The sequence below is a fragment of the Streptomyces sp. NPDC055815 genome, from assembly GCF_053616475.1.
This window is the reverse complement of the sequence record NZ_JBSHDU010000005.1, coordinates 89,352-115,964: the sequence shown is the minus strand read 5'-3', so window position 1 is coordinate 115,964 and position 26,613 is coordinate 89,352. Positions and strand designations below refer to the sequence as shown.

Genomic DNA, 26,613 nt, shown 5'->3' with positions numbered 1-26,613 from the left:
GAGCGTGAGTGGAGCCACGGGCGCCGGATCGGCGGCTGCCGGAGCTTCTGCTGGTGCTGGAGCGAACGGCGCCCGTGGCCCCGCCACGGACTCCCAGGGGGTTGCGGTGACGGACACTCGGGGGCAGCAGCCCTCGTACGAGACGTACAACGGGCCGCTGCCCGGCGAGCGCCCCCAGGGGCAGCCGAGCGGGCCCTACCATCCGCCGCAGGCGTACGGCACGCCTGCGGGCGGTACGCAGGGCGGGCAGAGCGGCGCCGTGCGCCGGCCGCGCACCGGGGCGCGCACGACGCCCAGGACGCGCAAGGCGCGGCTGCGGGTGGCCAAGGCCGATCCGTGGTCGGTGATGAAGGTGAGCTTCCTGCTCTCCATCGCGCTGGGCATCTGCACGGTCGTGGCCGCGGCGGTGCTGTGGATGGTCATGGACGCCATGGGCGTCTTCTCGACGGTCGGCGGCACGATCAGCGAGGCCACGGGCTCGAACGAGTCCAACGGCTTCGATCTGCAGTCCTTCCTGTCGCTGCCGCGGGTCCTGATGTTCACCTCGGTGATCGCCGTGATCGACGTGGTCCTGATGACCGCCCTCGCGACGCTGGGCGCCTTCATCTACAACCTCTCGGCGGGCTTCGTGGGCGGTGTCGAGCTGACGCTGGCCGAGGACGAGTAGCCCGCGTGGGGCCGGCCCCAGGTATCGATTTTGGGACTGGCCCCCACGTGCGCTAATGTTCAGGAGTCAGCGCGGCGGACACGAAAACCGCAAAGCGCGGCGGGGCTATAGCTCAGTTGGTTAGAGCGCATCCCTGATAAGGATGAGGCCACAGGTTCAAATCCTGTTAGCCCCACAGTGCAGATCGACCCGGATGGTTCCTCCATCCGGGTCGTTCTCGTTTGTGCGAGGTTTGAAGCAGGGGTGCGAAGCCCGTACAGGTCACCGATCGGTATCGGTCGATGTGTAGAGTGGGCGTCAGAAGTCTCCTACGTCAACGAAAGACGAGGTCGCGCGGTGAAGAAGCTTCTCCTGGTCGCACTGGCCGCCATCGGCGGGCTCCTCGTGTACCGCCAGATCCAGGCGGATCGCGCCGAGCAGGATCTGTGGACGGAGGCGACCGACTCCGTGCCCGCAGGTTCCGGTGTCTGAGAGACACACATTCTGTGGGTGAGGCCCCGGCAGCGCGTGAGCGCCGCCGGGGTTTCGCTGTTCCAGGACCGTGACACGGGTTCCCTTGAGTTCGCCAGCGCAAATCACTAGCTTGCTAAAGCAAAGTTGATCGAGCGCGAACAAGGGGGACGACCATGGGACCGAGACTTCGACGAGGCACGGCGGGGGGCGTGGCCGCCGGACTGTTCGCCCTGCTGCTCGTACCCGCCCCGGCGGCGGCGGCCGAGACCGCACAGGAACCCGGCGGGGGCAGCCTCGTCATGGTGCTCGACTCCTCCGGATCCATGGCCGACCCGGTGGGCGGCGGCGGGGACCCCGGGCGTACGAGGATGGCGGCGGCCCGCGACGCGGTCGGGACCGTCGTCGACGGCCTCCCCGACGGCCACCCCACCGGACTGCGCGTGTACGGCGCCGACCGGGCGAGCGGCTGCACCGACACCCGGCTCGTGAAGCCGGTCGCCCCGCTCGACCGGGCCGGCCTCAAGGCGGCCGTGGCCGCCCTCACGCCCAAGGGGGACACCCCCATCGGGTTCTCGCTGCGCAAGGCCGCGGAAGACCTCCCCGCGCCGGCTCCCGGGGCCATCACCACCCGCACGATCCTGCTGATCTCGGACGGCGAGGACACCTGCGGCACCCCGCGGCCCTGCGAGGTCGCCGCCGAGCTCGCCCGCCAGGGCATCGGGCTGCGCATCGACACCGTCGGCTTCCAGGTGAAGGGCAAGGCCCGCGAGCAGCTGGAGTGCGTCGCCGAGGCCGGGAACGGCCGCTACTACGACGCGCCCGACGCCGACGCGCTCGCCCGCCAGCTCCAGCGCGCCGCCCGCCTCTCCGCGGACGGCTACCGGCTGCGCGGCACCCGGATCGAGGGCACGCCCACCAGGGACGGCGCGCCCGCGCTGCCGCCCGGCCAGTACCTCGACACCATCGGGCCCGGCGAGAAGCGGTACTACGCGGTCGACCTGGACTCCGTCTCCACCGTGGACTTCGCCGCCACCGCCGTGCCGCAGCCCGGCGCCGCCGTGGACACCGTCGACAAGCTGACCACCACCCTCGTCTGGGTCTCCGGCATCGGCGACGAGGGCGGCTGCGCGACCAAGAGCGTGATCTTCCAACAGGACGAGGGCGCCACCCCGCTGACCTCGGCCGTCTCCCGCATCCCCACCGAGACGCGGTACTCCACCTGCGACAACGCAGGCCGCTACTGGCTGGCCGTCGAACGGGAGAGCAAGCCGCGGTCCGATGCGGCCCGCTGGCCCCTGGAGCTCGTCCACGGTGTCGAGAGGCCGCTGCCCGCCGGGACCGTCCCGGCCCAGTCGGAGTCCGAGTACGGGGCCGGTGGCCCGAAGGCCGTCCTGCCCGTCGGCGACCCGAAGGACGTCCGCGGCGGCACCGGCTTCAACGACGCCCAGGAGCTCGGCCCCGGCGTCTGGCGCGACCGGCTGCTGCCCGCCCAGACCCTCTGGTTCAAGGTGCCGGTCGGCTGGGGCCAGCAGCTCCGCTACGACGTCGAGTTCGCGAACGAGCCGACCGTCGGGCAGTTCGGCTCCTCGGTCATGTCGTACGCCGGCACCGAGGTCTACACCCCGGCCCGGCAGCCGGTCGGCTTCGGCACGGGCGTCTTCGACTCCCAGCGCACCTATAACGGGGAACCGACCGCGCTGAAGATGGGCACCGTCCCGGTCGCCTGGAGCAACCGCTACGAGGCGAACCCGAACGTCATCCCCGTGCACACGCCCGGCGGCCACTACATCGCCGTCACCCTCGGCGCCGACGCGGCCAGGATCGCCCGCAACCCCGAGATCGCCGTCGTCCTGCGGATCGCCGTCCTCGGCGAGGAAAAGGCCGGACCCGAGCACCACGCGCGCGTGAAGGCGCCCACGAAGCAGGACGAATCCACCGCGCGGGCGGACACCGGAGGTGCGGGCGGGGCAGGATGGACCGGCACCACGGCCGTCGCGGTGGGCGGCGGGGCGCTGGTGCTGCTCGCCGGGGTGCTGATCGCCCTCGGGCGGGCGCGGCGCAGGGCGGGAAGGAACGGGAGAGACGCGTGAGCACGCAGGCCGGCAGGCGGACCGGGATCGGCCGGAGGGCGGGAGCCCTGATCGCGGCGGCCGCGGCCGTGGGCGCGGTGACGGGACTGCCCGTCCAGGCCCGGGCGGCCGAAGGGACCCCGGTACCGCCGTACGCCTTCGACGGCTCGGCCCAGCGGATCCAGGGCGCCGCCTCCAGCCTCGACGCGAAGGCCCTGAAGACGGGCCAGACGTACCGGGACACCGTCAAGAAGGACGGCAAGCTCTACTACCGGGTCGACCTCGACGCCAGGCTGAGCTCGTACGTCTCCGTGGTCGCCGTGCCGAAGCCCGGCGGGACGGTCGAGTACGGCGACGGCTTCAAGGTGAGCATGCAGGACGGCTCCGGCGCCGAATGCAGCTACCAGCAGGTCAACTTCGGGACGTCCGACTACCCGCGGCCCCTCGCCGCGTACGCCCGCCGGATCGTCAACGCGGACATCTCCAGCTGCCAGCAGGCGGGGGCCTTCTACGTGCTCGTCGAGCGCACCTCGAAGGCGACCTCCACCCCGGACGACTGGGAGCTCGAGATCCGGCACCTGTCCGAGCCGCCGCTGAAGAAGGCCGGGCCGACCGAGCTGCCGTCCGCCTGGCCCTCCGCCCCGCCCGCGCCGCCGACGGGCGGCCCCAAGCCGCGGCAGGGCGGCTCCGGCATCCACGACGCCGCCTCCCTGACGCAGGGCGAGTGGCGTTCCGACATCCGGCCCGGCCAGACGCTCTTCTACCGGGTGCCCGTCGACTGGGGACAGCAGCTCTTCACCACCGCCGAGCTCGGCAGCAGTTCCGCCGCCGACACGTACATCTCGAACGCGCTCGTGCTCTCCCTGGAGAACCCGGCGCTCGGCCACGTCGACGAGAACACCGTCACCTACGACGGGAAGCCCGCGACGGTCGAGCTCGGCCCGCAGCGGCCGGTGGCCCACGAGAACCGCACCGCGTACGACGACGCCACCAACGGCATGCGGTTCGCCGGCTGGTACTACCTGTCGGCCACCCTCAGCCCGGCCGTCGCAAAGGACTACGGCGACAAGCCGGTCCCGCTGACGCTGCGGGTGAACCTCATGAACAAGGCCGTGCCCGGCCCCGGGTACGACGGGGACCCCGGGGCGTTCACCGTGACCGCCGACGACAAGGAGGCGGCCGCGAGCGGGTCCAGCGGCGCGCAGGTGGAGCAGGCCGCCGAGCGGAGCGACACCATGACGGTCGTCGCGGCGGCCGGCCTCGGCACCGGGACCGTGCTGCTGCTCGGGCTCGGGGCGTGGACCCTGCTGGTCCGGCGCAGGGCCTAGAACCCCGCGGGCTCAGATCTGCGCCAGGGCCCAGAAACCGACCGCGAGCGACACCAGCGCGAGCAGGAGCACCGGGACCGTCACCTTCGGGGGCGGTCCCGGTCGGCGTACGGGGGCGAGCGGCGTGGGGGCCGTGTGCGGGGCGGGAACCTGATCGGGTCGAGCGGTGTATGGATGAGTAGGGGCTTGTCCGTACGGCGTCGTGGAGCTGGGCGCCTGCTCGAAGGAGGGGGTCGGGTGCGTGACCGGGGGAGGCAGGTGGAAGCTGCCCGTCTCGGAGGGCCCGGGCAGCGTGGGAGCCGCCGGGGCCGCCGGGGCGTGAGCGGTGGGCTGGTACGGCTGGTGCTGGGGCTGTACGGGGTGCTGTGCGGGCTGCTGTGCGGGGGGAGTAGCGGGCTGGGCCGGCTGTGCGGGCTGCTCCTGGGGCGGTACGGGGGCGGGTGCCGGCGCGGCGAGGTCCGTGGTGGCGGTGCCTGCCGGGGCTGCGGAGGTCGTGGGGCCTTCGGGGCCGAAGCCGGTCGGAAGCGGGCCGAGTTGGTCGAAGATCTCGACCGGCTCCTCGCCGGGGCCCGTCTCGGGCAGCATCTCGACGGCGGCGCTCAGCGCCTTGCGCGCTCCCGTGGCCGTCCGGAACCGGGCCTGCGGGTCGGGCTGGAGCAGACCCGCCAGGACCTGCCACAGGGGCTCGGGAATGCCCCCGGGGGCGCCGGGGGTGCCGTGCGCGAGGAAGTGCTCCACCAGGGCCTGGGAGTCCGGCTTGCGGCCCTGGAGCAGATAGAGCGCGACCAGGCCGACCGCGAAGAGGTCGGCGGTGAAGTCCGGCTCGGCGCCGAGGAGCTGCTCGGGCGCGAAATAACCGGGCGTCCCCACCACGTAGTTGGTCTCGGTGAGGCGGGGCTCGCCCTTGCGCATGGAGATGCCGAAGTCGGAGAGCCGCAGATGCGGCCGCCCGGTGCCGGTGACCTCCATCAGGATGTTGGCGGGCTTGATGTCACGGTGCACGACCCCCTCGGCGTGCACCGTGGCCAGGCCCGACAGCAGCTGGTCGAGCAGCGTGCAGACGAAGCGGGGCGGCAGCGGGCCGTAGTCCCCGATGACGTGGGCCAGCGAGCCGCCGGCCACCAGGTCCATGGTGAAGAGGACCTTGTCGTCGTCGGCGGCCCAGCTGGCCGGGGCGAGGACGTGCGGATGATCGATCCGCAGCGCCTGCTCACGGACGAAGCGGAGCAGCGTGTGCGCGTCGCTCTGCAGGAGCACCTTGGCCGCCACATAGCGGCGGCGCCGGTGGTCCCAGGCACGCCACACCGCGCCCGCCCCGCCGCGTCCGATCGGGTCGATCAGCTCGTACCGACCAGCGAAGACCTCACCCATCGCGCTGCGCCCGCTCCCCGTGTGCGTCGTCTCTCCGCGGTGCCGGCCGGCTGCCGGGCCCGCGTCAGTTCTGGTGCGACTCGTAGTGGGCGACCGCGTCGGCGGTGCGCCCGGCGCCGTACACCCGGAGGAACTCTGCCAGTTCCGGGTGCGCCGGGGCGAGCGAGTCGGCGGCGTCGATGATGTCGCCGGCGGCCGCCACGGAGCGCAGCAGCGACTGGATCTCGCGGACCACACGGCGCACGGTCGGCGCGCCGGATCCGGTGGCGGTCTGGCCCGTGCCGGTGAGGACGGAGCCGCCCTGCGACTTCTTGATCTCGTCCATGCGGTCGGTGGCCTCGGCGGCGCTGACGCTGCCGTCGGCGACCTGGACGGCGAGCTCCTGGAGGGCCTGGACGCGCTGGACGACGGCCGGGTTGCCGATCTTGGCCCGCTGGCCGCTCATCAGCTGGGACAGCATGGGCGCAGACAGCCCGAGCACGGCCGCGAGCCTGGCCTGGTTGAGCCCGAGATCGTCGATCAGGCGACGGAAGAGCGCCCCCAGCGGCTCTCCGTACCAACTGCGCTGAAGCTCTCTGGCTCTTGCCGTGGCTTCCTGCTGCGCTGCGTCCATTACTTACTCCCCATCCCTTAGGTTCGCCACTGCGAACCTCGGTCAGCATCTTACGGAGAGTGGTCGCCGACCGGGAGTCCCAATCCTTTTGCCGGACATGGGGGGTGACCCGGTACGCTGTCCTCGTTCCGGGGCCTTAGCTCAGTTGGTAGAGCGCTGTCTTTGCATGGCAGATGTCAGGGGTTCGACTCCCCTAGGCTCCACTCGGACAGACCCCCCTGACCTGCGGAAGCGCAGGACAGGGGGGTCTTTCGCGTTCCGTGCGGGGCGCGTGCGCGGGCGTACGGGGCCGGGTTCGGGCGCCGTGGCGCTGGGTGACCGGGGGCGGCGCTGGTCCGTCCGGGTGGTGTTCATCGGAAGAACTGCGCGACGGCGGCGTCGGTCCGCGGAAATCGGGTCCGCATCCACATCATGAGAAAAGTACGTAAAGCGCGCAACCCGAAATGAACCATCCGAGAACGTCACGAAAGTGAGGGGCCATGGCCACCGCCAAGGTCAAGCAGTTCTGGACCGCCTTCATCTCCGTCCTCTTCGCCCTCCTCGCCCCCGTCGGCCTGGCGAACACCGCCGCCGCGGCCGGGCAGCCCGCCGTCCAGCAGCCCGAGGAGCCGGCCGCGCCCGCCGCCGCCCGCGCCGCCGTCCCGACCGGGGAGCGCGCGCTCGCCTCCGTACCGGCACCGCGGACGCATCGCTGGCCGCTGGCCGGGGACCGCTCCCTGCCGCCCACCATCAAGCAGCGCATCGCCGCCGAGGCCCACGGTTCCTCCCCCTCCGCGCGTCAGCGGTCCTCGTCGACCGCCGGCGTCGAGAGCGACCCGGCCGCGCTGACGGACCTGGCGCTCGCCGCCGCGGCGGCGTAGGGCGTGGGGAGCCGACGACGCGTACTCCCCACACCCCACTCGCAGGACCTCAGCGGCCCTGGCAGGGCCGCAGCAGAACAAGGACAGCACCCAGCAGGATCCGGTGAGACCTGGCAGAACCCGGTAAGACCCGGCAGGACCCTGTGAGACCCAGCAGGACCCGGCAGAACTCCAGCAGGACCCTGTAAGGCCAGGCAGAACCCCAGCAGGACTCAGCAAGACCAAGCAGAACCCCAGCAGAACCCCAGCAGGACTCGGCAAGACCAAGCAGAACCCCAGCAGAACCCCAGCAGAACCCCAGCAGGACTCAGCAGAACCCAGCAGGACCCAGCAGGACCCGGTAGGACCTCGGTAGGAGGAGTGGCGGTCGGTCAGCGGCGTTCGTCGCGGTCGGCGGCTTCCGCGGCATCGGCATCGGCCTCGGTCTCCACCTCCGCGTCACGAGGAGTCGCACTGCCGTCGACGGACGACAGCGGTGAGCCCTCGTCCATCTCGGTGGGAGCGGGAGGTTCGACCAGCCAGTCGGGATTGGCCTGCTTGTCCCACCACTTCCAGGCGACGAACGCGCCGCCGAGCAGTACGCCGAGGACGACGAGTCCCTTGGCGAGGCGTCCGGCCCTGGCCCGACGCTCGTGCTTCTTCACGATCTTCTGGATTTCCTTCGGCGTCACCTGACCGCGCAGCGCGGCCCAGGCGGCGGTGGAACGCGACCCGGCCTCCTCGAGGACGGGACCGGTCGCGGCGACCGCGCTCTCGACGCGCGGAACGGTGTAGTCGGCCGCCTGACGGGCGGCCCGGCGGGTCTTGACCGCCGCACGGTGTGCGGCCGCGTCGACCCGCGGTGGTACGTGCGGTGCGACATACGAGTCGTACTGCGCGCGAGCCTGCGTACGGGCCGCGGACGCGGCCTTCGAGACCTTCGGCGCGATCACCACGCGCGCCTCGTGTGCGTAGTGCGCGGCCTGGTCCTTGGCCGAGTCGGCGTACGGCGCCACCACTTCCGCGGCGTGCAGGACGCTCTCCTTCGCCGAACCTGTCGCGGCGCGCACGCTGTCCATGCGGGTCACGGGATTCCTCCTCCTCGGTGGCGATGTCGGTTTTTCACCTTTCCATCCTTTTCGGAATCATGCCCGCCGGAGCGGCGTCCGGCATGTGGGGCTGGCATCCGGGGCATGCGAGGATCGGACACGCCAGAGACAGACGTGACATGACGCGACACGACGCGACACGACGTGGGACGGAAGGCGACCGTGGCCGAGCAGCTGTACGCGACCCTCAGGACGAGCCTGGGCGACATCGAGGTGCGGCTGATGCCGTTCCACGCCCCGAAGACGGTCCGGAACTTCGTCGAGCTCGCCTCCGGCGAGCGTGAGTGGACGCACCCCGCCACCGGCACGGTCTCCTCGGACCCGCTCTACGACGGAACGGTCTTCCACCGGGTCATCAAGGGCTTCATGATCCAGGGCGGCGACCCGCTGGGGAACGGCACGGGCGGCCCCGGGTACGAGTTCGCCGACGAGTTCCACCCGGAGCTCTTCTTCGACCGCCCGTACCTGCTGGCCATGGCCAACGCCGGCCCGGGCACCAACGGCTCGCAGTTCTTCATCACCGTCGGCCCCGCGACCTGGCTGAACCGCAAGCACACCATCTTCGGCGAGGTCGCCGACAAGGAGAGCCGGAAGGTCGTGGACGCGATCGCGACCACCGCGACCGACCCCCACACCGAGCGTCCGCTCCAGGACGTCGTCGTCGAGTCCGTGGTGATCGAGAAGCGCTGAGGCGGAAGGGACGGGACCCGCCATGGACACGCAGCCCGGTCTGCTGCGCTGCTACCGCCACCCGGAGGCCGAGACCGGCATCCGCTGCGCCCGCTGCGACAGACCCATCTGCACGCAGTGCATGATCTCCGCGTCCGTCGGCTTCCAGTGCCCGGAGTGCGTACGGGGCGGCTCGGGCACCGGGCACGCCCCCACCGCCAACCAGCCCCGGACGCTGGCGGGAGGACGGGTGGCGGCGGACGGACGCCTGGTCACCAAGATCCTCATGGCGATCAACCTGGCGCTGTTCATCGCCGTCCAGGTGGTCGGCGAGCGGCTCCTGGACGACCTCGCGCTGATCGGCGGCGCCTACCTGCCGACCGGTGAGCTCGTCGGGGTCGCGGACGGCGAGTGGTACCGCCTGCTGACCTCCGCCTTCCTCCATCAGGAGCTCCCGCACTTCCTCTTCAACATGCTGGGCCTGTGGATGATCGGCGGGATCGTCGAGCCCGAGCTGGGGCGGATCCGGTACACGGCGCTCTGCCTGCTCTCCGGGCTGTCCGGCTCCGCGCTCGCCTATCTGCTCTCCCCGCAGAACCAGTTCTCGCTCGGTGCCTCGGGCATCGTGTACGGCCTGCTCGGAGCGTGGATCGTGCTGGCCCGGCGCCGGCGGCAGGACATGCGGCCCGCGCTCCTGTTCGTGGCGTTGAACCTGCTCATCACGTTCACCCGTCCGGGGATCTCCTGGCAGGCGCACGTCGGCGGTCTGGTGGCCGGCGTCCTGCTGACGTACGCGATGGTGCACGCGCCCAGGGCCCGGCGGGACCTGGTGCAGTACGGGGCCTGTGCCCTGGTGCTCCTGATCGACCTGGGGATCGTGCTCGCCCGATCGGCCGCGCTCACCTGAGCGCAGGGACCTGTGGACGAGCTCTGCAGTGAGCTTTCCCCAGAGTTATCCACAGTGCGTGGCGGATCCTCCCCAGACGGTGGGGAAAGACGACACCCCTCGCCTCTGACCTGGTATTTCTCCAGGGAGGCGAGGGGCGTCGCACGTTCTGCCGAGGGTGATTCCGGTCATACCGCCGTCAACCTCGTGCGAGTTATCCACAGATCTTCGTAAGTTATCCAGTGCTGTGCACAACGCTGTGGATAAGCTCGGGGGAGAGCTTGACGAGCGGCCGCTGCGACCGCTACATCGACCGGTCCGCCGCTACTTCCACTGCGTGGAGACGCCGAAGCCGGCCGCGATGAAGCCGAAGCCCACCACGATGTTCCAGTTCCGGATCGACTCGACCGGCATCGAGCCGTCGGTGACGTAGAAGACCACGATCCACACCAGACCGATGGCGAACAGCGCCAGCATCACCGGCGCCACCCAGCTGCGGTTGGTCAGCTTGATGTTGGTGGCCTGCTTGGCGGGCGGAGGCGTGAAGTCGGCCTTCTTGCGGATCCGTGACTTCGGCACGAGGGACTCTCCTGTCGATGCGCTGCGTGACCGCGCAGGGAACTGTGGCTGGCGCCGGGATGTGACGAAGGAGGACGACTGCGTCCCCCAGGCGTCCGTTAGCGTAGTGGTTCCGCGGCACCGAAGGGGATCAGGGTACGTTGAGCAATTCCGCCGACACTCCCGAAGGGCCGGGCCGCACCACCAGGTGGCGCCCCGTCCGAGTGCTCACCCTTGCCGTCTTCGCCCTCGCCGGACTGATCTTCGTCACGAGCTTCAACACCGCCAAGGGCACCAACATCCGCACGGACGCCTCGCTCCTGAGGCTCTCCGACCTCATCGAGGAACGCAGCCACAAGAACGCCGGCCTCGACGAGTCCACCGCCGCCCTCCGCGGCCAGGTCGACTCCCTCGCCGCCCGCGACGACGGCTCCACGCGCGCGGAGGACGAGAAACTCGACGCGCTCGAAGCGACCGCGGGGACCACCGAGGTCTCCGGCTCCGGCCTCACCGTCACCCTCGACGACGCCCCGCCCAACGCCCAGGCCGCCCCCGGCTACCCCGAACCGCAGGCCAACGACCTGGTCATCCACCAGCAGGACCTCCAGGCCGTCGTCAACGCCCTGTGGCAGGGCGGCGCCGAAGGCATCCGGGTCATGGACCAGCGGCTCATCTCCACCAGCGCCGTCCGCTGCGTCGGCAACACCCTGATCCTCCAGGGCCGCGTCTACTCGCCGCCGTACAAGATCACCGCCGTCGGCGACCGGTCCAAGCTGACCAGGGCGCTGGCCGGCTCCCCCGCGCTCCAGAACTACCAGCTGTACGTCAAGGCGTACGGGCTCGGCTGGAAAGTCGACGAGCACAGGGCGGTGACTCTTCCCGGGTACTCGGGCACAGTGGACCTCCACTACGCGAAGCCGGTGAGCTGACAGCGGGAGGGCCGCTTGCGTCTCCTCGTGAGGACCCTCAGCGAGCTGTGCATCACCGCCGGCGCCCTCATCGTCCTCTTCGTCGCCTACCTCCTGTACTGGACCGGCGTCCAGGCCGCCGACGCCAGCGCCGCCCAGATCGACACCCTCCAGCGCGCCTGGGCCGACACCCCCGTCGCCGCCGCACCCGCACCCGCGCGCGTACCGGCGCCGTACGCCACCGGCAAGGGCATCGCCGTGATGTACGTCCCCCGGCTCGGCCGCGACTGGAAATGGCCCGTCCTCGAAGGCACGGGACCCGACGTCCTGAAGAAGGGCCTCGGGCACTACACCCGCACCACCACGCTCGGCGGCACCGGGAACTTCGCCGTCGCCGGGCACCGCCGCACCCACGGCGACCCCTTCAAGGACTTCCCGCGGCTGCGCCCCGGCGACGCGATCGTCCTCACCGACGGCACCACCTGGTTCACCTACCGGATCGACCGCGGCCCCTACCGGACCGTCCCCGGGGACACCGCCGTCGTCGACCCCGTCCCCAGGAAGTCCGGCTTCGACGGGCCCGGCCGCTACCTCACCCTCACCACCTGCGACCCCGAGTGGGGCAGCAGCCACCGGCTGATCGTCTGGGCGCACCTCGACGCCACCCGCCCCGTGACCGACGGCCGTCCACAGGCTTTGGGCAGCTGACCCCTCACGGCCCGCTCGCCCCGTACTCTGGTCCCCGTAACGAACGGAAGGGGCGGTCCACGTCATGTACGGCTGGATCTGGCGGCATCTGCCGGGCAACGCGTGGGTACGGGCGCTGATCTCGATCGTGCTGGTCCTCGCGGTCGTCTATGTCCTCTTCCAGTACGTGTTCCCCTGGGCGGAGCCTCTGCTTCCGTTCAACGATGTGACGGTGGACGGCCAGTGAGCGCGCGAATTCTCGTCGTCGACAACTACGACAGCTTCGTCTTCAACCTCGTTCAGTACCTCTACCAGCTCGGCGCCGAGTGCGAAGTCCTCCGCAACGACGAGGTCGAGCTGAGCCACGCACAGGACGGCTTCGACGGCGTCCTGCTGTCCCCCGGGCCCGGCGCGCCCGAACAGGCCGGGGTCTGCATCGACATGGTCCGGCACTGCGCCGACACCGGCGTGCCCGTCTTCGGCGTCTGCCTCGGCATGCAGTCGATGGCCGTGGCGTACGGCGGAGTCGTCGACCGCGCGCCCGAGCTGCTGCACGGCAAGACCTCGCTCGTCACGCACGGGGGCAAGGGTGTCTTCGCCGGTCTCCCCTCGCCGTTCACCGCGACCCGCTACCACTCCCTCGCCGCCGAGCCGGCCACCCTGCCGGCCGAGCTCGAGGTCACGGCACGGACCGACGACGGCATCATCATGGGGCTGCGCCACCGTGAACTCCCCGTCGAGGGCGTGCAGTTCCACCCCGAGTCGGTCCTCACCGAGCACGGGCACCTGATGCTCGCCAACTGGCTGGAGCAGTGCGGCGACAAGGGGGCGGTCGGCCGGTCGGCGGGGCTCGCTCCGGTGGTGGGCAAGGCCGTCGCGTGACGACGGGCTCGCCGTGGTTCCGGGCGACCAACCTGCCGGGGCCGGACGAGGAGCCGATACCCGGGGATCCGTACGCGCCCGCCGAACCGTACGTACATGCGGACCAGCACGTACCGGCTGAGCAGTACGCGCCGCAGGCCGAGCAGCACGTACAGGCTGAGCAGTACGCGCCGCAGGCCGAGCAGTACGGCGCCGGCGCCGCGTACGCGCCCGCGGAGCCTTCGTACGGGGCCGCCGCCGAGTCGTACGCGCCGCCCGCCGAGCCCTACGCCCCCGCGCAGTCCTACGCCCCCGCCGAGCCGTACGCCCCCGAGGCCCCCTACGAGCCCTCGTACGGGGCGTACGAGGCGGAGGAGGCCCCGGAGGCCCCGCGGGACGAGACGATGCCCCTGCGGGCCGTGGAAGAGCCCTCCGGGGCGCCGTCCGACGCGCCTGCCGAGCCGGGGCCCGGCCCCGGGCGGGCCGAGCGCCGTCGCGCCGCCAAGGGCGGCCGCGGCCGCAACCGCGCCGCCGCACCCACGACCCCCGCGCCGTCCGCCGCCGAAGGACGTCCCCTCTCCCGCGTCGAGGCCCGGCGCGCCGCCCGCGCCGCCAAGGACAGCGTCGGCGTCGTCGCCAGCCGGGTCGTCGGAGAACTCTTCATCACCCTCGGCGTCGTCATGCTCCTCTTCGTCACCTACCAGCTGTGGTGGACGAACGTCCTCGCCGGCCAGGAGACCGACCGGGCCAAGGAGCAGATCGAGGACACCTGGAACCAGGGCGGCGGCGAGGACAAGCCCGAGGCCTTCGAGCCCGGCAAGGGCTTCGCCATCATGTACATCCCCAAGCTGGACGTCGTCGCCCCCATCGCCGAGGGCATCAGCAAGCCCAAGGTCCTCGACAAGGGCATGGTCGGCCACTACGGCGAGGGCAAGCTCAAGACGGCCATGCCGGCCGACAAGCAGGGCAACTTCGCGGTGGCCGGCCACCGCAACACCCACGGCGAACCGTTCCGGTATATCAACCAGTTGAAGCCCGGCGACCCGATCGTCGTCGAGACCAAGACCGCGTACTACACGTACGAGATGGCCAGCATCCTGCCGCAGACCTCGCCCTCCAACGTCTCGGTGATCGACCCCGTACCGAAGCAGTCCGGCTTCAAGGGCCCCGGCCGGTACATCACACTGACCACCTGCACGCCGGAGTTCACCAGCACGTACCGCATGATCGTGTGGGGCAAGCTGGTCGAGGAACGCCCGCGCAGCAAGGGAAAGCCGGCAGCGCTCGTAGGCTGAGACCCCACACCTCCGGACGGGACGACGGGACGACCTAGTGGCACGCGCGCGCAACCGGATCGCCGGGATCATCAGCCTCTTCGGCGAACTCCTCATCACGGCGGGCCTGGTACTCGGCCTCTTCGTCGTCTACTCGCTGTGGTGGACGAACGTCCTCGCCGACCGCGCCGCCGACAAGGACGGCGCACAGGTCCGCGACCAGTGGGCCGACCAGGGCCCCGGGGCGCTCGACACCAAGGACGGCATCGGCTTCCTCCACGTACCCGCCATGAAGAACGGCGAGGTCCTGGTGAAGCAGGGCACCGGCACCGCCGTCCTCAACCACGGCGTGGCCGGCTACTACACCGACCCGATCAAGTCCGCGCTGCCGCAGGACAAGCAGGGCAACTTCACGCTCGCCGCGCACCGGGACGGGCACGGCGCCAAATTCCACAACATCCACAAGTTGAAGACCGGGGACGCGATCGTCTTCGAGACGAAGGACACCTGGTACGTCTACAAGGTCTACAAGACCCTGCCCGAGACGACGAAGTTCAACGTGGACGTCCTCCAGCCCGTCCCGAAGGAATCCGGCAGGTCCAAGCCCGGCCGCTACATCACGCTGACCACCTGCACCCCCCTGTACACCTCGGACTACCGCTACATCGTCTGGGGCGAACTGGAACGCACGGAGAAGGTCGACCGCGACCGCACCCCGCCGGCGGAGCTGCGCTGAGCATCGGCGGACGAGACAAACGGGAGAGCCCCGGCATCCGTACTGGATGCCGGGGCTCTCCCGTGTGCGTACCGGGTGCGTGCGGGGCTCAGCCGAAGAAGCCGCCGCCGGGGTTCCCGCCGTTGTTGCCCCCGCCTCCGCCGCCGATCGTGTTCACGGTGATCGGCTGGGTGGTGGGAACCTGGGTGCCCTCCGGCGGGTTCGTGTTGATGACCATGGCGTCCTCCTTGTCGGAGCCCGCCTGGGAGACCTGCAGACCCAGGCTCTGCAGCAGGTCCCGGACCTCCTTGTACGTCTTGCCGGTCAGACCCGAGGGAATCGTGACCATGGTCTGCTGCGGGCCCTTGGAGACCTTCAGCGTGATCTGGACGTCCTTCGGCTGGTTCGACGGGCCCTGCGGGGTCTGGTCGACGACCGTGCCCGCGGGCTCGGGCGAGTCGACGTCCTCCTTGGTCACGCTCGTGAAGCCGAGCGAGTTCAGCTGCTGGACGGCCTGGTCGTAGGTCCGGCCCTTGACGCTGGGAAGCTCCGTCAGCTGCTTCTTCGCGACGGTGATCGTGATCTCGGAGTTCTTCTCGGCCTTGGTGCCGCCGTCCGGGTTCTGCTTCAGAACCGTGCCCGGCTCCTCCTCGGACTCCTCCTGCTCGACCTTGACCTTGAAGCCCTTGTCCTTGAGGGTCTGCTCGGCCCGCTCCTGGGACTGCTCCATGACGTCCGGGACCTCGATGAGCGGGGCGCCCTCGGAGACGACCACCTGGATCGTGCCGTCCCTGTCCATCGTCGCGGAGCCGTCCGCGGCCGGGTCCTGGCGGCAGATGGTGTCCTTGGGCTGGTCGCAGCGCTCGGTGCCGGTCTGCTGGACCTTCACCTGGGCGTTCGTCGCGCGGTCCTGCGCCACGGCCATCGTCTGGCCGACCAGCTGCGGGATCGTGACCTTCTGCGGCGCGTCCTTCTTGTCGAAGAGCGAGACACCGATGAAGATCGCGCCGACGAGCACCAGGACGCCCGCCAGAGCCAGCAGGATCGTCGAGGTGTTCGACTTCTTCTGGCCACCGCCGCGACGGCGGTCCGGACGGTCGTCATAGCCGTAGCCGCCGTCGTCCGGGTTGACCGGCGGCAGCATCGACGTCTGGCCGGCCGGGTCGGCCTGGCGCAGCGCGGTGGTCGGCTGGTCCTCCGGCGGATAGCCGCCGTAGCCCCCGCCGTACCCGGGTGCGCCCGCCATGCCCATCCCCATCGCGGCGGCGGCCGCGACCGGCTGACCGTCGAGGCAGGCCTCGATGTCCGCGCGCATCTCGTCGGCGGACTGGTACCGGTAGTCGGGGTCCTTGACCAGCGCCTTCAGGACGATGGCGTCCATCTCGGGTGTGATCTCGGGGTCGAAGTTGCTCGGCGGCTGCGGCTCCTCGCGGACGTGCTGGTACGCGACCGCGACCGGGGAGTCGCCGATGAACGGGGGCCGGACGGTGAGCAGCTCGTAGAGCAGGCAGCCGGTGGAGTACAGGTCGGACCGGGCGTCGACCTGCTCGCCCTTGGCCTGCTCCGGGGAGAGGTACTGGGCCGTGCCGATGACCGCGGCGGTCTGCGTCATGGTCATGCCCGCGTCGCCCATGGCGCGCGCGATGCCGAAGTCCATGACCTTGACCTGGCCGGTGCGCGTCAGCATGACGTTCGCCGGCTTGATGTCACGGTGCACGATGCCGGCGCGGTGCGAGTACTCCAGCGCCTGGAGGATGCCGACCGTCATCTCGAGCGTGCGCTCGGGCAGCAGCTTGCGCCCGGAGTGAAGCAGCTCACGCAGGGTCGACCCGTCGACGTACTCCATCACGATGTACGGGATGGAGACCTGGTCGACGTAGTCCTCACCGGTGTCGTAGACCGCGACGATCGCCGGGTGGTTGAGCGAGGCGGCGGACTGTGCCTCACGGCGGAACCGGGCCTGGAAGGACGGGTCGCGGGCCAGGTCGGCCCGCAGCGTCTTCACGGCGACGGTGCGGCCGAGCCGGGTGTCCTGGGCGAGGTACACCTCGGCCATGCCACCACGGCCGAGCACCGGGCCCAGCTCGTACCGGCCGCCGAGGCGACGCGGCTCTTCCATAGCTAATCCAGCCCTCTCCGTCTGTCCCGACCGCACCCATGGGTGGTCCGGCGGTGTGTGCTGTTCGCGCATACGCTACCGGCCCCGGGAAGGCGTTCCGCCCGGGGCCGGTAGCTGATACCTGACCGGTACCTGGCTCGTACGGGGTCCGGGGGGTCAGCCCCGGGTCTTCAGGACCGCCTTCATAACGGCCTTCGCGATCGGGGCGGCGAGGCCACCACCGGTGATGTCCTCACGGTCGGTGCCGGCCGAGTCCTCGACGACGACGGCGACCGCGACCGGGGAGCCCTCGGACGTCTTCGCGTACGAGATGAACCAGGCGTACGGACGCTTGGCGTTCTTCTCGCCGTGCTGGGCCGTACCCGTCTTGCCGCCGACCTTCACGCCGTCCATGTTCAGGTCGGCCTTGCCGCCGGTGCCGTTGGAGACGACGTTCTCCATCATCTGCTGGAGCTTCTGCGCGGTCTCCGGCGAGACCGGGCGGCTCAGCTCCTCCGGCTCGTTCTGCTTGATGATGTCGACGTTCGGGGCGCGCAGCTGGTCGATCATGTACGGCTTCATCAGCTTGCCGTCGTTCGCGATCGCCGCTGTGACCATCGCCATCTGCAGCGGGGTGGTCGCGGTGTTGAACTGGCCGATCGACGAGAGCGCGTTACCGGGGCGGTCGGCCTTCTTGTCGTAGACGGAGGCCGAGGAGCGGACCGGGGTGAACTGCTCGGCGTTGAAGCCGAACTTCTCCGCCATCTCGACCATCTTGTCGCGGCCGATGTCGTCGCCGAGCTTCGCGAAGACCGAGTTGCAGGAGATCTCCAGGGCGCGGTTCAGGCTGGCGTTGGCACAGCCCTTGGCGTGGTTGACCATCTCCTTGGTGGAGAGCGGGAGCTTCCAGCCCTCCGGAGTGTCGGTCGGCGCGTTGATGTCGCTGACCTTGCCGTTCTCCAGCGCCGCGGCGGCGGTGACCACCTTGAAGACGGAGCCGGGCGGGTAGATCTCGCGGATCGCGCGGTTCAGCTTCGGCTTGTTCTTGTCCTTCTCCAGCGCGACCCAGGCCTTCTCGTCCTTGGCGGAGTAGCCGGCGAAGGAGGAGGGGTCGTACGAGGGCGTGGACGCCATCGCGAGGATCTTGCCGGTCTTCGGCTCGATGGCGACGACGGCGCCGGTCTTGCTGCCGAGGCCCTCGAAGGCGGCCTTCTGCGCGGCGCCGTTGAGGGTGGTGATGACATCGCCACCCTTCTTCTTCTCACCGGTGAACATCGCCATGGTGCGGTCGAAGAAGAGGCGGTCGTCGTTGCCCGTGAGGATGCCGTCCTCGATCTTCTCGATCTGGTTGGCGTCGTAGGCCTGCGAGGCGTACCCGGTGACGGGGGCCCACATGGGGCCGTCCAGATAGGTCCGCTTGTACTTGTAGAACTTGTCGCCCGAGTCGATGGAGCCCGTGATGGGCTTGCCGTCGACGACGATGTTGCCGCGCTCGTTCGAGTACCGCTCGATCTGGACGCGCCGGTTCTTGGGGTGGGCGTTCAGTTCGTCGGCGCGGACGAGCTGGAGCCAGTTGTCCCGCAGGAGCAGGGCGAGGACCAGCAGGCCGCAGAAGATCGCGACCCGCCGCAGCGGCTTGTTCACGGACGGACCACCTGGGTCATCTCGGCGTCGGGGGACGGGGCGGGCGCGGGCGCGGGACGGCGCGCGGTGTCGCTGATCCGGATGAGGATGCCGATCAGGGCCCAGTTGGCGATCACGGAGGAACCGCCGTACGCGAGGAACGGCATGGTCATACCGGTGAGGGGGATGAGCCCCATCACACCGCCGGCGACGACGAAGATCTGGAGCGCGAAGGCACCGGAGAGGCCCATCGCGAGCAGCTTGCCGAAGGGGTCGCGGGCGGCGAGGGAGGTGCGGATGCCGCGCTCGATGATCAGGCCGTACAGCAGCAGGAAGACCATGACGCCGGTCAGACCGAGCTCCTCGCCGACGGTGGCGAAGATGAAGTCGGAGTTGGCGGCGAACTGGATCAGGTCGGAGTTGCCCTGGCCGAGACCGGTGCCGAGGATGCCGCCCGAACCGAACGACATGAGCACCTGCGTCATCTGGTCACAGGCGTTCAGCATGTTCTGGTCGGTGGCGGTCTCCAGGCAGCCGAAGGGGTCGAGCCACGCGGCCACACGCGACTGCACGTGGCTGGCGGTGGAGCCGACGACCACGGCGCCCGCCACGGCCATCAGCAGACCCATGACGATCCAGCTGGTCCGCTCCGTCGCCACGTACAGCATGATCACGAACATGCCGAAGAAGAGGAGCGAGGTACCGAGGTCGTTCTCGAAGACCAGGATGAGGAGGCTGACCGCCCAGATCGTCAGGATCGGGCCGAGGTCACGGCCGCGCGGCAGGTAGAGCCCCATGAAACGGCGGCTGGCCAGCGCCAGCGCGTCCCGCTTCACCATCAGGTAGCCGGAGAAGAACACGGCGAGGACCAGCTTGGCGAACTCACCGGGCTGGATCGAGAAGCCGCCGATACGGATCCAGATCTTGGCGCCGAAGACGTCCGCGCCGAGGCCCGGGACGAGCGGCAACAGCAGCAGGACGAGGGCCGCGACCATGGAGATGTACGTGTAGCGCTGGAGGACGCGGTGGTCCTTGAGCAGCAGCAGCACGCCCACGAACATGGCGACGCCGACCGCCGAGTACATCATCTGGCTGGGTGCGTCGGGGCTGAAGCTCTTGTACAGCCGCATCGAGGTCGCGATCAGCCGCGGCGACTGGTCGAGACGCCAGATCAGCACCAGGCCCAGACCGTTGAGCAGGGTCGCGAGGGGAAGCAGCAGCGGGTCCGCGTACGGGGCCCACTTGCGCACCACGAGATGGGCGACGGTCGCGAGCAGCGCGAGCCCGAGGCCGTACCCGGCCATGCCGGCCGGGACCTTGCCGTCGATGGCCAGGCCCACGTTGAGGTACGCGAACACCGGGATGACGACGGCGAACGCGAGCAGCGCCAGCTCGGTGTTGCGGCGGCTCGGCGCCTCGATCGCGCCGATGGTGGTCGTGTTGGTGACAACGCTCATGGTGGTGAAAGGCCCCCTACGGGTGCTTACTGCTTGCCGCAGTTCGAGGCCAGCTTCTGCTCCTCCGCGGTGAGGGTGGGACCCGGGGACGGAGCGGCTGTGGTGGGCTTGGAGTCAGGGGTGGCGGTGCCCGGCTTCTGGGTGGCCGGCGGCTTGCTCGCCTGGTCGGCGGCCTTCTCGGCGGCGGCGTGCCGCTGCTCGGCCTTCTTGCAGGCCGAGGCCTGCACGGCCAGCTCGGAGATCTTCGTCTCGGCCTTGCCGAGGCTGCCGCCCGCGATCGTGTCCTCGACCTGCTTCCGCTGGTAGGCGGGGAGGTACTTGAGTTCGATCTCGGGGTGGTCCTTCTCGACCTTCGACAGCGACACCCACGCCAGGTCCTGGCTGATGCCCTGGTACAGCGCCACGTGCTGGTCCTTGGCACCCACGAAGTACTGCGTCTGCGTCCAGCGCCAGGCGCCGTAGAGGCCGCCGCCGACGACGGCGAGGACGAGGACGATGAAGAAGGAGCGCTTGAGCCACTTGCGGCCGGTGCGCGGCTTGACGAAGTCGTCGTCCGTGTACGAGTCGAAGGAGCCCTGCGGGGGCATGCCGCCGTAGCCGTGGTCGTCGCCGCTGCCGGGCGGACCGAAGCCGCCGGCGGGCGGCTGCTGGTGCGGCGCGGGGCGGCCGAGGCCCGAGGCGCGGCCGGCCGGGGTCTGCATCGCCCCGCCGTCGTTCAGCTGTGCCTGGTTCTCCGCGACCGCGCCCACGATGACCGGGGTGTCGCTGAGGTGACCGGCGAGGGTGTCGCCGCCGTCGACGTCGAGGACGTCGGCGACGATCACCGTGATGTTGTCGGGGCCGCCGCCGCGCAGCGCGAGCTGGATCAGCTCCTGCACGGTCTCCTGCGGGCCCTGGTAGCTGGCGAGGGTGTCCTCGAGGGTCTGGTGCGAGACCACGCCGGACAGGCCGTCGGAGCAGATCAGATAGCGGTCGCCGGCCCGGACCTCACGGATGGAGAGGTCGGGTTCGACGTGGTCGCCGCTGCCGAGCGCGCGCATCAGGAGCGAGCGCTGCGGGTGCGTGGTGGCCTCTTCCTCGGTGATCCGGCCCTCGTCGACGAGGCGCTGGACCCAGGTGTGGTCCTGGGTGATCTGGGTGAGGACACCGTCGCGGAGCAGATAGGCGCGGGAGTCTCCGACGTGCACGAGACCGAGCCGCTGGCCGGTCCACAGCAGGGCGGTGAGCGTGGTGCCCATGCCCTCCAGCTGCGGGTCCTCCTCGACCATCATCCGCAGCTGGTCGTTGGCGCGCTGCACCGCCGTACCGAGCGAGGTGAGGATGTCGGAGCCGGGGACGTCGTCGTCGAGCGTGACGAGCGTGGAGATCACCTCGGAGGAGGCGACCTCACCGGCGGCCTGGCCGCCCATGCCGTCCGCGATCGCGAGCAGCCGGGGACCGGCGTAGCCCGAGTCCTCGTTGCCCTCCCGGATCATGCCCTTGTGCGAGCCCGCGGCGAATCGCAGGGACAGAGTCATGCCCACCTGCCCTGTCGACGCTGCATCGGGGTACAGCCGGTCTCGACCCACACTGCCCACCCTCCGGTCGCTCCGGTCACGCCGGTCGCTTCAGTCGCTCCGGTCGGGAGCGCGGCACGTCCCGTGGTGGGGACCGTCCCGGCTCGCTCGCTCCACTCGCGCCTATTCATGATGTAGCACTACTTCCGCAGCTCGATGACGGTCTTGCCGATCCGGATCGGCGCGCCCAGCGGAATGGGTGTGGCGGTGGTGAGGCGGGTCCGGTCGAGATACGTGCCGTTGGTGGACCCGAGGTCCTCGACGATCCACTGGCCGTCCCGGTCCGGGTAGATCCGGGCGTGGCGGCTGGACGCGTAGTCGTCGTCGAGGACGATCGTCGAGTCGTGCGCCCGGCCCAGCGTGATCGTCTGGCCCTGGAGGGCGACGGTCGTGCCGGTGAGGGTGCCCTCGGAGACGACCAGCTTGGTCGGGGCGCCGCGGCGCTGGCGGCCGCCCCCCGCGTTCTGCTGGCCGCGCTGCTGCGGAGGCGCGGCGGCCTGGCGCGCGTTCTGCTGGGGCCGCGCCTCCTGGCGGCGCGAACCGCGCTGGGTGACCCGCGTACCGAACAGGTCGCTGCGGATGACCTGGACGGCCACGATGACGAACAGCCACAGAACGGCCAGGAAACCCAACCGCATGACCGTCAGGGTCAGCTCTGACATTGCCCCCGCTTCACCCTTCGGCTTGCCGGTAAACGATGGTGGTGCTGCCCACGACGATCCGCGAGCCGTCGCGGAGCGTAGCGCGGGTGGTGTGCTGCCCGTCCACCACGATGCCGTTGGTGGATCCCAGATCCTGGATCGTCGAGGGCGTTCCGGTCCGGATCTCGCAGTGCCGGCGGGAGACGCCGGGATCGTCGATCCTCACGTCCGCGTCGGTGCTGCGGCCGAGGACCAGGGTCGGGCGGGAGATCTGATGGCGCGTGCCGTTGATCTCGATCCAGCGGCGCACCGGAGCGCCCGCTCCGCCGTGGGTGGCGGGGCCGGGCATGGATCCGGGGCCGCCCGCCGGGCGTCCCGCGGGCGCCGTCGGCCGGTGGCCGGGCGCGCCGGGAGGCGGGGAGGCGGGCATGGGCGGGGCGCCGGCCGGGGGGTACCCGTAGCCGCCGCGGCCCTGCTGCTGGTGGTGCTGCGGCGCCCCGGAGGGCGGCTGCGGCTGTGACGTACTCGACGCGAGCGTGCGGCTGCGGACGCGGTACAGGCCGGTGTCGAGATCCTCGGCCTTCTCCAGGTGGACCTTGATGGGGCCCATGAAGGTGTACCGCTGCTGCTTCGCGTAGTCCCTGACCAGGCCGGCGAGCTCGTCGCCGAGCTGGCCCGAGTAGGGGCTGAGACGCTCGTAGTCCGAGGTGCTCAGTTCCACGATGAAGTCGTTGGGGACGACGGTCCGCTCGCGGTTCCAGATCGTCGCGTTGTTGTCGCACTCGCGCTGGAGCGCGCCGGCGATCTCGACGGGCTGGACCTCGGACTTGAAGACCTTGGCGAAGGTGCCGTTGACCAGACCTTCGAGACGCTGCTCGAAACGCTTCAGGACTCCCATGGGGCACCTCCTCCGTCGTTGTCGCCCTGGTACTGCTTACTGATCGTATCCACGCGTCGGGAAATCGGCTGGTTCCCCTTCTCTGCCCTGTGGACGAGTGTCACCTCTCACAGGCTTCCCCCACGGATCGTAGAGGCGGCCTGTGGACAGTGTCCCGCACCCGGCTGTGGGAGCGGAGGCTCGGTCCGCGGTTGGACCCGGGTTCCGGGGCGGTCCGTCCCCTTCCGCCCTCCTTCTCCCTTCCTTCTCCCTTCCTACTCCCCTGCATCTCCTCCCTCCTCCTTCTCACTCCTCCCCGCTCGCATGCTTCGCGGTCCCGTGCCTCTCGACTCCGCGCCTCGTCGCCGCGCCCCACCCTCTCCCTTGTTCTCCGGGAGCGGGGGCGAAACAACGGATGTGAATCCACGGTCTGCGACGTGCTAATCTTCAGATGTCGCCAGGCGCTCCCACTGAAAAGTGAGAGGGCAGGGAGATCACCCAATGCGCGGGTGGCGGAATAGGCAGACGCGCTGGATTCAGGTTCCAGTGCCCGCAAGGGCGTGGGGGTTCAACTCCCCCCTCGCGCACCAGACGGAAGCCCCGTAGGTCATCGACCTACGGGGCTTTCGCGTATGTGTCCACAGGTGTGACCCTTCCCACGCGGGAGGGTGACGGGGCGTCGGCCGGCTTCGGGGCGTCGGGTGGCTCGGGCGTCGGGTGGACGTGGGCCGGGCGCGCGGCTTTCGTCGCGGGCCGGGCCGCGCGCCTTTCGTCACGGGCCGGGCGCGCGACTTTCGTCGTCCGACGGCGAGACGAAAGAGGGACGTCCGGGGCACCGCTCGCTGCCTAGGGTTCGAGCGTGGACGAAATGTCGAAGTCGGGGAGCCGGACCGCGCCGGGGATCGGGTCCGGGGCCGCCGCCTGGTGGCGCTGGTTCGCCGTGCCCGGACAGTGGTCGCGGCGCAGGATCACCGGCGAGGTGGCCCTCGCGGTGGTCCTCGCGCTGCTCGCCGCGGGCGCCGAGGAACTCATGGGCGGCGAGGGCTGGCCCCTCGCCGGGGTCGCCGTCGGCACCGCCCTGCTGTCGCTGCTGCGGCGCAGACTTCCCGCGAGCGTGCTCGTCGTCACCGCCGGGATCGCGCCCTTCCTGCCCGGCCTCGCGCCCCTGCTCATCGTGCTCGGCTGGTCGTCCGGCCGGTACGTCGCCAGTGCCGGGCGGGCGCTGGCCGCGTTCATCGCCGCCTTCGTCCTGAACGTCGGCGGGACGCTCCTGGAGACCTGGGACCGGCAGCGACTGCTCTCCGTCGCCTTCCTGGCGGCCCTCTACTACCTGGGCACCACCCTGGCCCCCGGGCTCGCCCACCGGTACTGGACGCAGCGGCGGACCCTGCTGCACGCCCTCCAGGAGAGCAACGCGCAGCTGGTGCGGGAGCGGAGCATGCTGGTCTGGCATGCCCGGCTGCGCGAGCGGCAGCGGATCGCCCAGGACATGCACGACAGCCTCGGGCACCAGCTGGCGCTGATCGCCGTGCACACCGGGGCCCTCGAAGTGGACCGGGAGCTGGGCGAGCGACAGCGCGAGGTCGTCGGCGTCCTGCGGAACGCGTCGGTGACCGCCATGCACGAGCTGCGGGAGGTCGTCGGGATACTCCGCGACGGCGTCGCGGCCGAGGACGGGACGGCGACGGCACCCGCACCGGCCGGGGACGAGACGGGACGGGCCGCCCGCGGGATCGCCGGCATCGAGGGGCTCGTCGCGGCGGCCCGGGCGGCCGGCACCTCGGTCGGACTGCGGCGGCTGGGGGACGAGAGACCGCTGGCGCCGGCCGCCGACCACGCCGCGTACAGGATCGTGCAGGAGGCCCTGACCAACGCCTACAAGTACGCGCCGGGGACGCCGATCGGCGTCGAGCTGCGGTACGAGCCGGACACCTTCGTCGTCGAGGTCGTCAACGGGGAGCCGGTGGACGGACCGGCGAAGGACGTCGTGAGCGGCAGACAGGGCCTGGCCGGGCTCGCCGAGCGGGCCCGTCTCGTGGGCGGCATGTGTCACGCGGGCCCGGCCGACGGCGGCGGGTTCCGGGTGGCCGGGATGCTGCCGTACGGGGCGGCGCCGGTCGTCGAGGCAGCGCCTTTGGTCGATGAGGCCGACGACTTCCGGCAGCAGACCACGAAACCGCTGGTGGGCCATGGTCGTCCGGTCACGGTCGGACCGGCCGACTGGACGTTCACGGAGCGGGAGCTGGCGATGGCGGTGCGTGGGGGCAGGACCAGGAGCACGGGCGGGGCGATCGCGCTGGGCTGCGGGATCGCGTTCGCGGCGCTCGTCCTGCTGGTGGTGGCCGGGGGCTTCGGCCTCTACTTCCTGATGGGCTCGCTGAAGGAAGGGATGATCGACCCCGCCCAGTACGAGGCGGTGAAGGTCGGGATGACCGAGAAGGAGGTCCGTGACCAGCTGCCCTCGGGCGACACCATCGCCACGGCGGGCCTCGGCGGGACGGGTCCCGCCCGGCCGGAGGGCTCCAGCTGCCTGGTCCTGATGTCCTCCGAGATGGGCGAGACCTATGAGGAGGAGCCCGTTTTCCGGTTCTGCTTCAAGGACGGCAAGCTGATCGAGAAGAAGTCGTACGTGGTCGAGCAGCGGTAGCGCTGCACCGCCCGTACCGGAGGCGTGGGGGAGAAGCTGTGGCAGGGCAGCCCATCAGGGTCGTGATCGCCGACGACGAGCCTCTGATCAGGGCCGGGATCCGGATGATCCTCATCTCGGACCCGGGGATCGAGGTCGTCGGGGAGGCGGCCGACGGACGGGCGGCCGTCGAGGCCGCGCGGGCGCACGCCGCCGACGTGGTGCTGCTCGACATCCAGATGCCGGTGCTCGACGGCCTCTCGGCCCTGCCGGAGATGCGCCGGGCGGCGCCCGCGGCCCGGGTGATCATCCTGACGACCTTCGGGGAGCGGGAGAACGTGCTGCGGGCCCTGGAGCACGGCGGCGCCGGGTTCCTGCTCAAGGACACGGCGCCCGCCGAGCTGATCGGAGCGGTGCGGGCGGCCGCGGCGGGAGACGCGTATCTGTCGCCGGCCGCCACCCGGCACGTGGTGGAGCGGCTGGCCACAGGCCGGGAGACGGCACGCGCCGAGGAGGCGCGGGCACGGGTGGCGGCGCTCGGCGAGAAGGAGCGGGACGTCCTGGCGTTGCTCGGGGAAGGACTCTCCAACGCCGACGCCGGAAGACGGCTGCACATGAGCGAGGCCACGGTGAAGACGTACGTGAGCCGGATCCTGTCCAAGCTGCACTGCGAGAACCGCGTCCAGGCGGCGCTGCTCGCGCGGGACGCGGGGCTGTAGGAGGGTCCG

Annotated in this window: 25 protein-coding genes and 3 tRNA genes; 18 read left to right on the top strand and 10 right to left on the bottom strand. The window is 70.7% G+C overall.

Going from position 1 to position 26,613, the window contains the following annotated elements; genetic code table 11:
* The first annotated feature begins 106 nt into the window (after positions 1 to 106).
* The 5 genes from ACWGN5_RS05875 (at position 107) to ACWGN5_RS05855 (ending at position 4,517) form a co-directional block, all read left to right on the top strand.
* Positions 107 to 667 (top strand): DUF3566 domain-containing protein, encoded by a 561-nt coding sequence (locus ACWGN5_RS05875; RefSeq protein WP_453511605.1) that lies wholly within the window; start codon positions 107 to 109, stop codon positions 665 to 667.
* Positions 668 to 768: 101 nt separating this feature from the next.
* Positions 769 to 842 (top strand) — tRNA-Ile (locus ACWGN5_RS05870).
* Between the two features lie 161 nt (positions 843 to 1,003).
* Complete coding sequence (locus tag ACWGN5_RS05865; protein ID WP_003958712.1) at positions 1,004 to 1,138, top strand: DLW-39 family protein; 135 nt, start codon at positions 1,004 to 1,006, stop codon at positions 1,136 to 1,138.
* A 155-nt stretch (positions 1,139 to 1,293) separates the two neighbouring features.
* Entirely contained in the window at positions 1,294 to 3,210 is a 1,917-nt protein-coding gene (locus ACWGN5_RS05860) for a vWA domain-containing protein (RefSeq protein WP_453511603.1), read from the top strand.
* A complete protein-coding gene (locus tag ACWGN5_RS05855; RefSeq protein ID WP_453511602.1) occupies positions 3,207 to 4,517 on the top strand; it encodes a hypothetical protein in 1,311 nt (436 codons plus the stop codon). Before ACWGN5_RS05860 ends, ACWGN5_RS05855 begins: the two co-directional genes overlap by 4 nt.
* A gap of 12 nt (positions 4,518 to 4,529) precedes the next feature.
* Here the strand turns inward: ACWGN5_RS05855 and ACWGN5_RS05850 are convergent, their stop codons facing one another.
* On the bottom strand, positions 4,530 to 5,888 hold the full coding sequence (locus tag ACWGN5_RS05850) for a protein kinase domain-containing protein (protein WP_453511601.1): 1,359 nt from the start codon (positions 5,886 to 5,888) through the stop codon (positions 4,530 to 4,532).
* Positions 5,889 to 5,952: 64 nt separating this feature from the next.
* Positions 5,953 to 6,501: a helix-turn-helix domain-containing protein gene (locus tag ACWGN5_RS05845; RefSeq protein ID WP_453511599.1), complete on the bottom strand. Its 549-nt coding sequence runs from the start codon at positions 6,499 to 6,501 to the stop codon at positions 5,953 to 5,955.
* A gap of 130 nt (positions 6,502 to 6,631) precedes the next feature.
* Between ACWGN5_RS05845 and ACWGN5_RS05840 the strand changes: the two genes are divergently transcribed.
* A tRNA-Ala gene (locus ACWGN5_RS05840) sits at positions 6,632 to 6,704 on the top strand.
* 276 nt (positions 6,705 to 6,980) lie between these two features.
* A complete protein-coding gene (locus ACWGN5_RS05835) occupies positions 6,981 to 7,361 on the top strand; it encodes a DUF6344 domain-containing protein (RefSeq protein WP_453511597.1) in 381 nt (126 codons plus the stop codon).
* A gap of 371 nt (positions 7,362 to 7,732) precedes the next feature.
* Here the strand turns inward: ACWGN5_RS05835 and ACWGN5_RS05830 are convergent, their stop codons facing one another.
* On the bottom strand, positions 7,733 to 8,428 hold the full coding sequence (locus tag ACWGN5_RS05830; RefSeq protein WP_453511596.1) for a DUF5324 family protein: 696 nt from the start codon (positions 8,426 to 8,428) through the stop codon (positions 7,733 to 7,735).
* Between the two features lie 183 nt (positions 8,429 to 8,611).
* Between ACWGN5_RS05830 and ACWGN5_RS05825 the strand changes: the two genes are divergently transcribed.
* Both ACWGN5_RS05825 and ACWGN5_RS05820 read left to right on the top strand, forming a co-directional pair.
* Entirely contained in the window at positions 8,612 to 9,139 is a 528-nt protein-coding gene (locus ACWGN5_RS05825) for a peptidylprolyl isomerase (RefSeq protein ID WP_453511594.1), read from the top strand.
* A 22-nt stretch (positions 9,140 to 9,161) separates the two neighbouring features.
* Positions 9,162 to 10,025 carry a rhomboid family intramembrane serine protease gene (locus tag ACWGN5_RS05820; protein ID WP_453511593.1) on the top strand — a complete coding sequence of 288 codons (864 nt, stop codon included), beginning with the start codon at positions 9,162 to 9,164 and terminating at the stop codon, positions 10,023 to 10,025.
* A gap of 303 nt (positions 10,026 to 10,328) precedes the next feature.
* On the opposite strand, the gene crgA is transcribed toward ACWGN5_RS05820, so the two are convergent.
* Positions 10,329 to 10,583 carry a cell division protein CrgA gene (crgA, locus tag ACWGN5_RS05815; protein ID WP_056565215.1) on the bottom strand — a complete coding sequence of 85 codons (255 nt, stop codon included), beginning with the start codon at positions 10,581 to 10,583 and terminating at the stop codon, positions 10,329 to 10,331.
* Between the two features lie 140 nt (positions 10,584 to 10,723).
* On the opposite strand from crgA, the gene ACWGN5_RS05810 reads away from it, so the two are divergent.
* The 6 genes from ACWGN5_RS05810 (at position 10,724) to ACWGN5_RS05785 (ending at position 15,028) form a co-directional block, all read left to right on the top strand.
* Positions 10,724 to 11,491: a DUF881 domain-containing protein gene (locus ACWGN5_RS05810; protein ID WP_453511591.1), complete on the top strand. Its 768-nt coding sequence runs from the start codon at positions 10,724 to 10,726 to the stop codon at positions 11,489 to 11,491.
* A 15-nt stretch (positions 11,492 to 11,506) separates the two neighbouring features.
* Complete coding sequence (locus ACWGN5_RS05805; protein ID WP_453511590.1) at positions 11,507 to 12,178, top strand: class E sortase; 672 nt, start codon at positions 11,507 to 11,509, stop codon at positions 12,176 to 12,178.
* 64 nt (positions 12,179 to 12,242) lie between these two features.
* Positions 12,243 to 12,404 carry a hypothetical protein gene (locus ACWGN5_RS05800; protein ID WP_015034837.1) on the top strand — a complete coding sequence of 54 codons (162 nt, stop codon included), beginning with the start codon at positions 12,243 to 12,245 and terminating at the stop codon, positions 12,402 to 12,404.
* Positions 12,401 to 13,039 carry an aminodeoxychorismate/anthranilate synthase component II gene (locus ACWGN5_RS05795; RefSeq protein WP_453511589.1) on the top strand — a complete coding sequence of 213 codons (639 nt, stop codon included), beginning with the start codon at positions 12,401 to 12,403 and terminating at the stop codon, positions 13,037 to 13,039. Before ACWGN5_RS05800 ends, ACWGN5_RS05795 begins: the two co-directional genes overlap by 4 nt.
* Positions 13,036 to 14,313 (top strand): class E sortase, encoded by a 1,278-nt coding sequence (locus ACWGN5_RS05790; protein WP_453511588.1) that lies wholly within the window; start codon positions 13,036 to 13,038, stop codon positions 14,311 to 14,313. The genes ACWGN5_RS05795 and ACWGN5_RS05790 overlap by 4 nt, the downstream gene beginning before the upstream one ends.
* Positions 14,314 to 14,350: 37 nt before the next feature.
* Positions 14,351 to 15,028, top strand: a complete 678-nt coding sequence (locus ACWGN5_RS05785; protein ID WP_453511587.1) for a class E sortase — start codon at positions 14,351 to 14,353, stop codon at positions 15,026 to 15,028.
* An 88-nt stretch (positions 15,029 to 15,116) separates the two neighbouring features.
* On the opposite strand, the gene pknB is transcribed toward ACWGN5_RS05785, so the two are convergent.
* The 6 genes from pknB to ACWGN5_RS05755 all read right to left on the bottom strand — a co-directional run bounded on the left by pknB (position 15,117) and on the right by ACWGN5_RS05755 (position 23,280).
* Positions 15,117 to 17,126, bottom strand: a complete 2,010-nt coding sequence (pknB, locus tag ACWGN5_RS05780) for a Stk1 family PASTA domain-containing Ser/Thr kinase (protein WP_453511586.1) — start codon at positions 17,124 to 17,126, stop codon at positions 15,117 to 15,119.
* Positions 17,127 to 17,282: 156 nt separating this feature from the next.
* Complete coding sequence (locus ACWGN5_RS05775; protein ID WP_453511585.1) at positions 17,283 to 18,749, bottom strand: peptidoglycan D,D-transpeptidase FtsI family protein; 1,467 nt, start codon at positions 18,747 to 18,749, stop codon at positions 17,283 to 17,285.
* Positions 18,746 to 20,185 (bottom strand): FtsW/RodA/SpoVE family cell cycle protein, encoded by a 1,440-nt coding sequence (locus tag ACWGN5_RS05770; protein ID WP_453511584.1) that lies wholly within the window; start codon positions 20,183 to 20,185, stop codon positions 18,746 to 18,748. Before ACWGN5_RS05770 ends, ACWGN5_RS05775 begins: the two co-directional genes overlap by 4 nt.
* Before the next feature lie 26 nt (positions 20,186 to 20,211).
* Positions 20,212 to 21,702, bottom strand: coding sequence for a Stp1/IreP family PP2C-type Ser/Thr phosphatase (locus tag ACWGN5_RS05765; protein ID WP_453511583.1), 1,491 nt, complete (start codon positions 21,700 to 21,702; stop codon positions 20,212 to 20,214).
* Positions 21,703 to 21,881: 179 nt separating this feature from the next.
* Complete coding sequence (locus tag ACWGN5_RS05760; protein WP_453511581.1) at positions 21,882 to 22,403, bottom strand: FHA domain-containing protein FhaB/FipA; 522 nt, start codon at positions 22,401 to 22,403, stop codon at positions 21,882 to 21,884.
* A 10-nt stretch (positions 22,404 to 22,413) separates the two neighbouring features.
* Positions 22,414 to 23,280, bottom strand: a complete 867-nt coding sequence (locus ACWGN5_RS05755) for an FhaA domain-containing protein (protein WP_453511580.1) — start codon at positions 23,278 to 23,280, stop codon at positions 22,414 to 22,416.
* Between the two features lie 482 nt (positions 23,281 to 23,762).
* On the opposite strand from ACWGN5_RS05755, the gene ACWGN5_RS05750 reads away from it, so the two are divergent.
* The 3 genes from ACWGN5_RS05750 to ACWGN5_RS05740 all read left to right on the top strand — a co-directional run bounded on the left by ACWGN5_RS05750 (position 23,763) and on the right by ACWGN5_RS05740 (position 26,604).
* Positions 23,763 to 23,849, top strand: a tRNA-Leu gene (locus ACWGN5_RS05750).
* Positions 23,850 to 24,127: 278 nt separating this feature from the next.
* Positions 24,128 to 25,906 (top strand): sensor histidine kinase, encoded by a 1,779-nt coding sequence (locus tag ACWGN5_RS05745; RefSeq protein WP_453511672.1) that lies wholly within the window; start codon positions 24,128 to 24,130, stop codon positions 25,904 to 25,906.
* Positions 25,907 to 25,944: 38 nt separating this feature from the next.
* A complete protein-coding gene (locus tag ACWGN5_RS05740) occupies positions 25,945 to 26,604 on the top strand; it encodes a response regulator transcription factor (protein WP_453511579.1) in 660 nt (219 codons plus the stop codon).
* Positions 26,605 to 26,613: the final 9 nt, after the last annotated feature.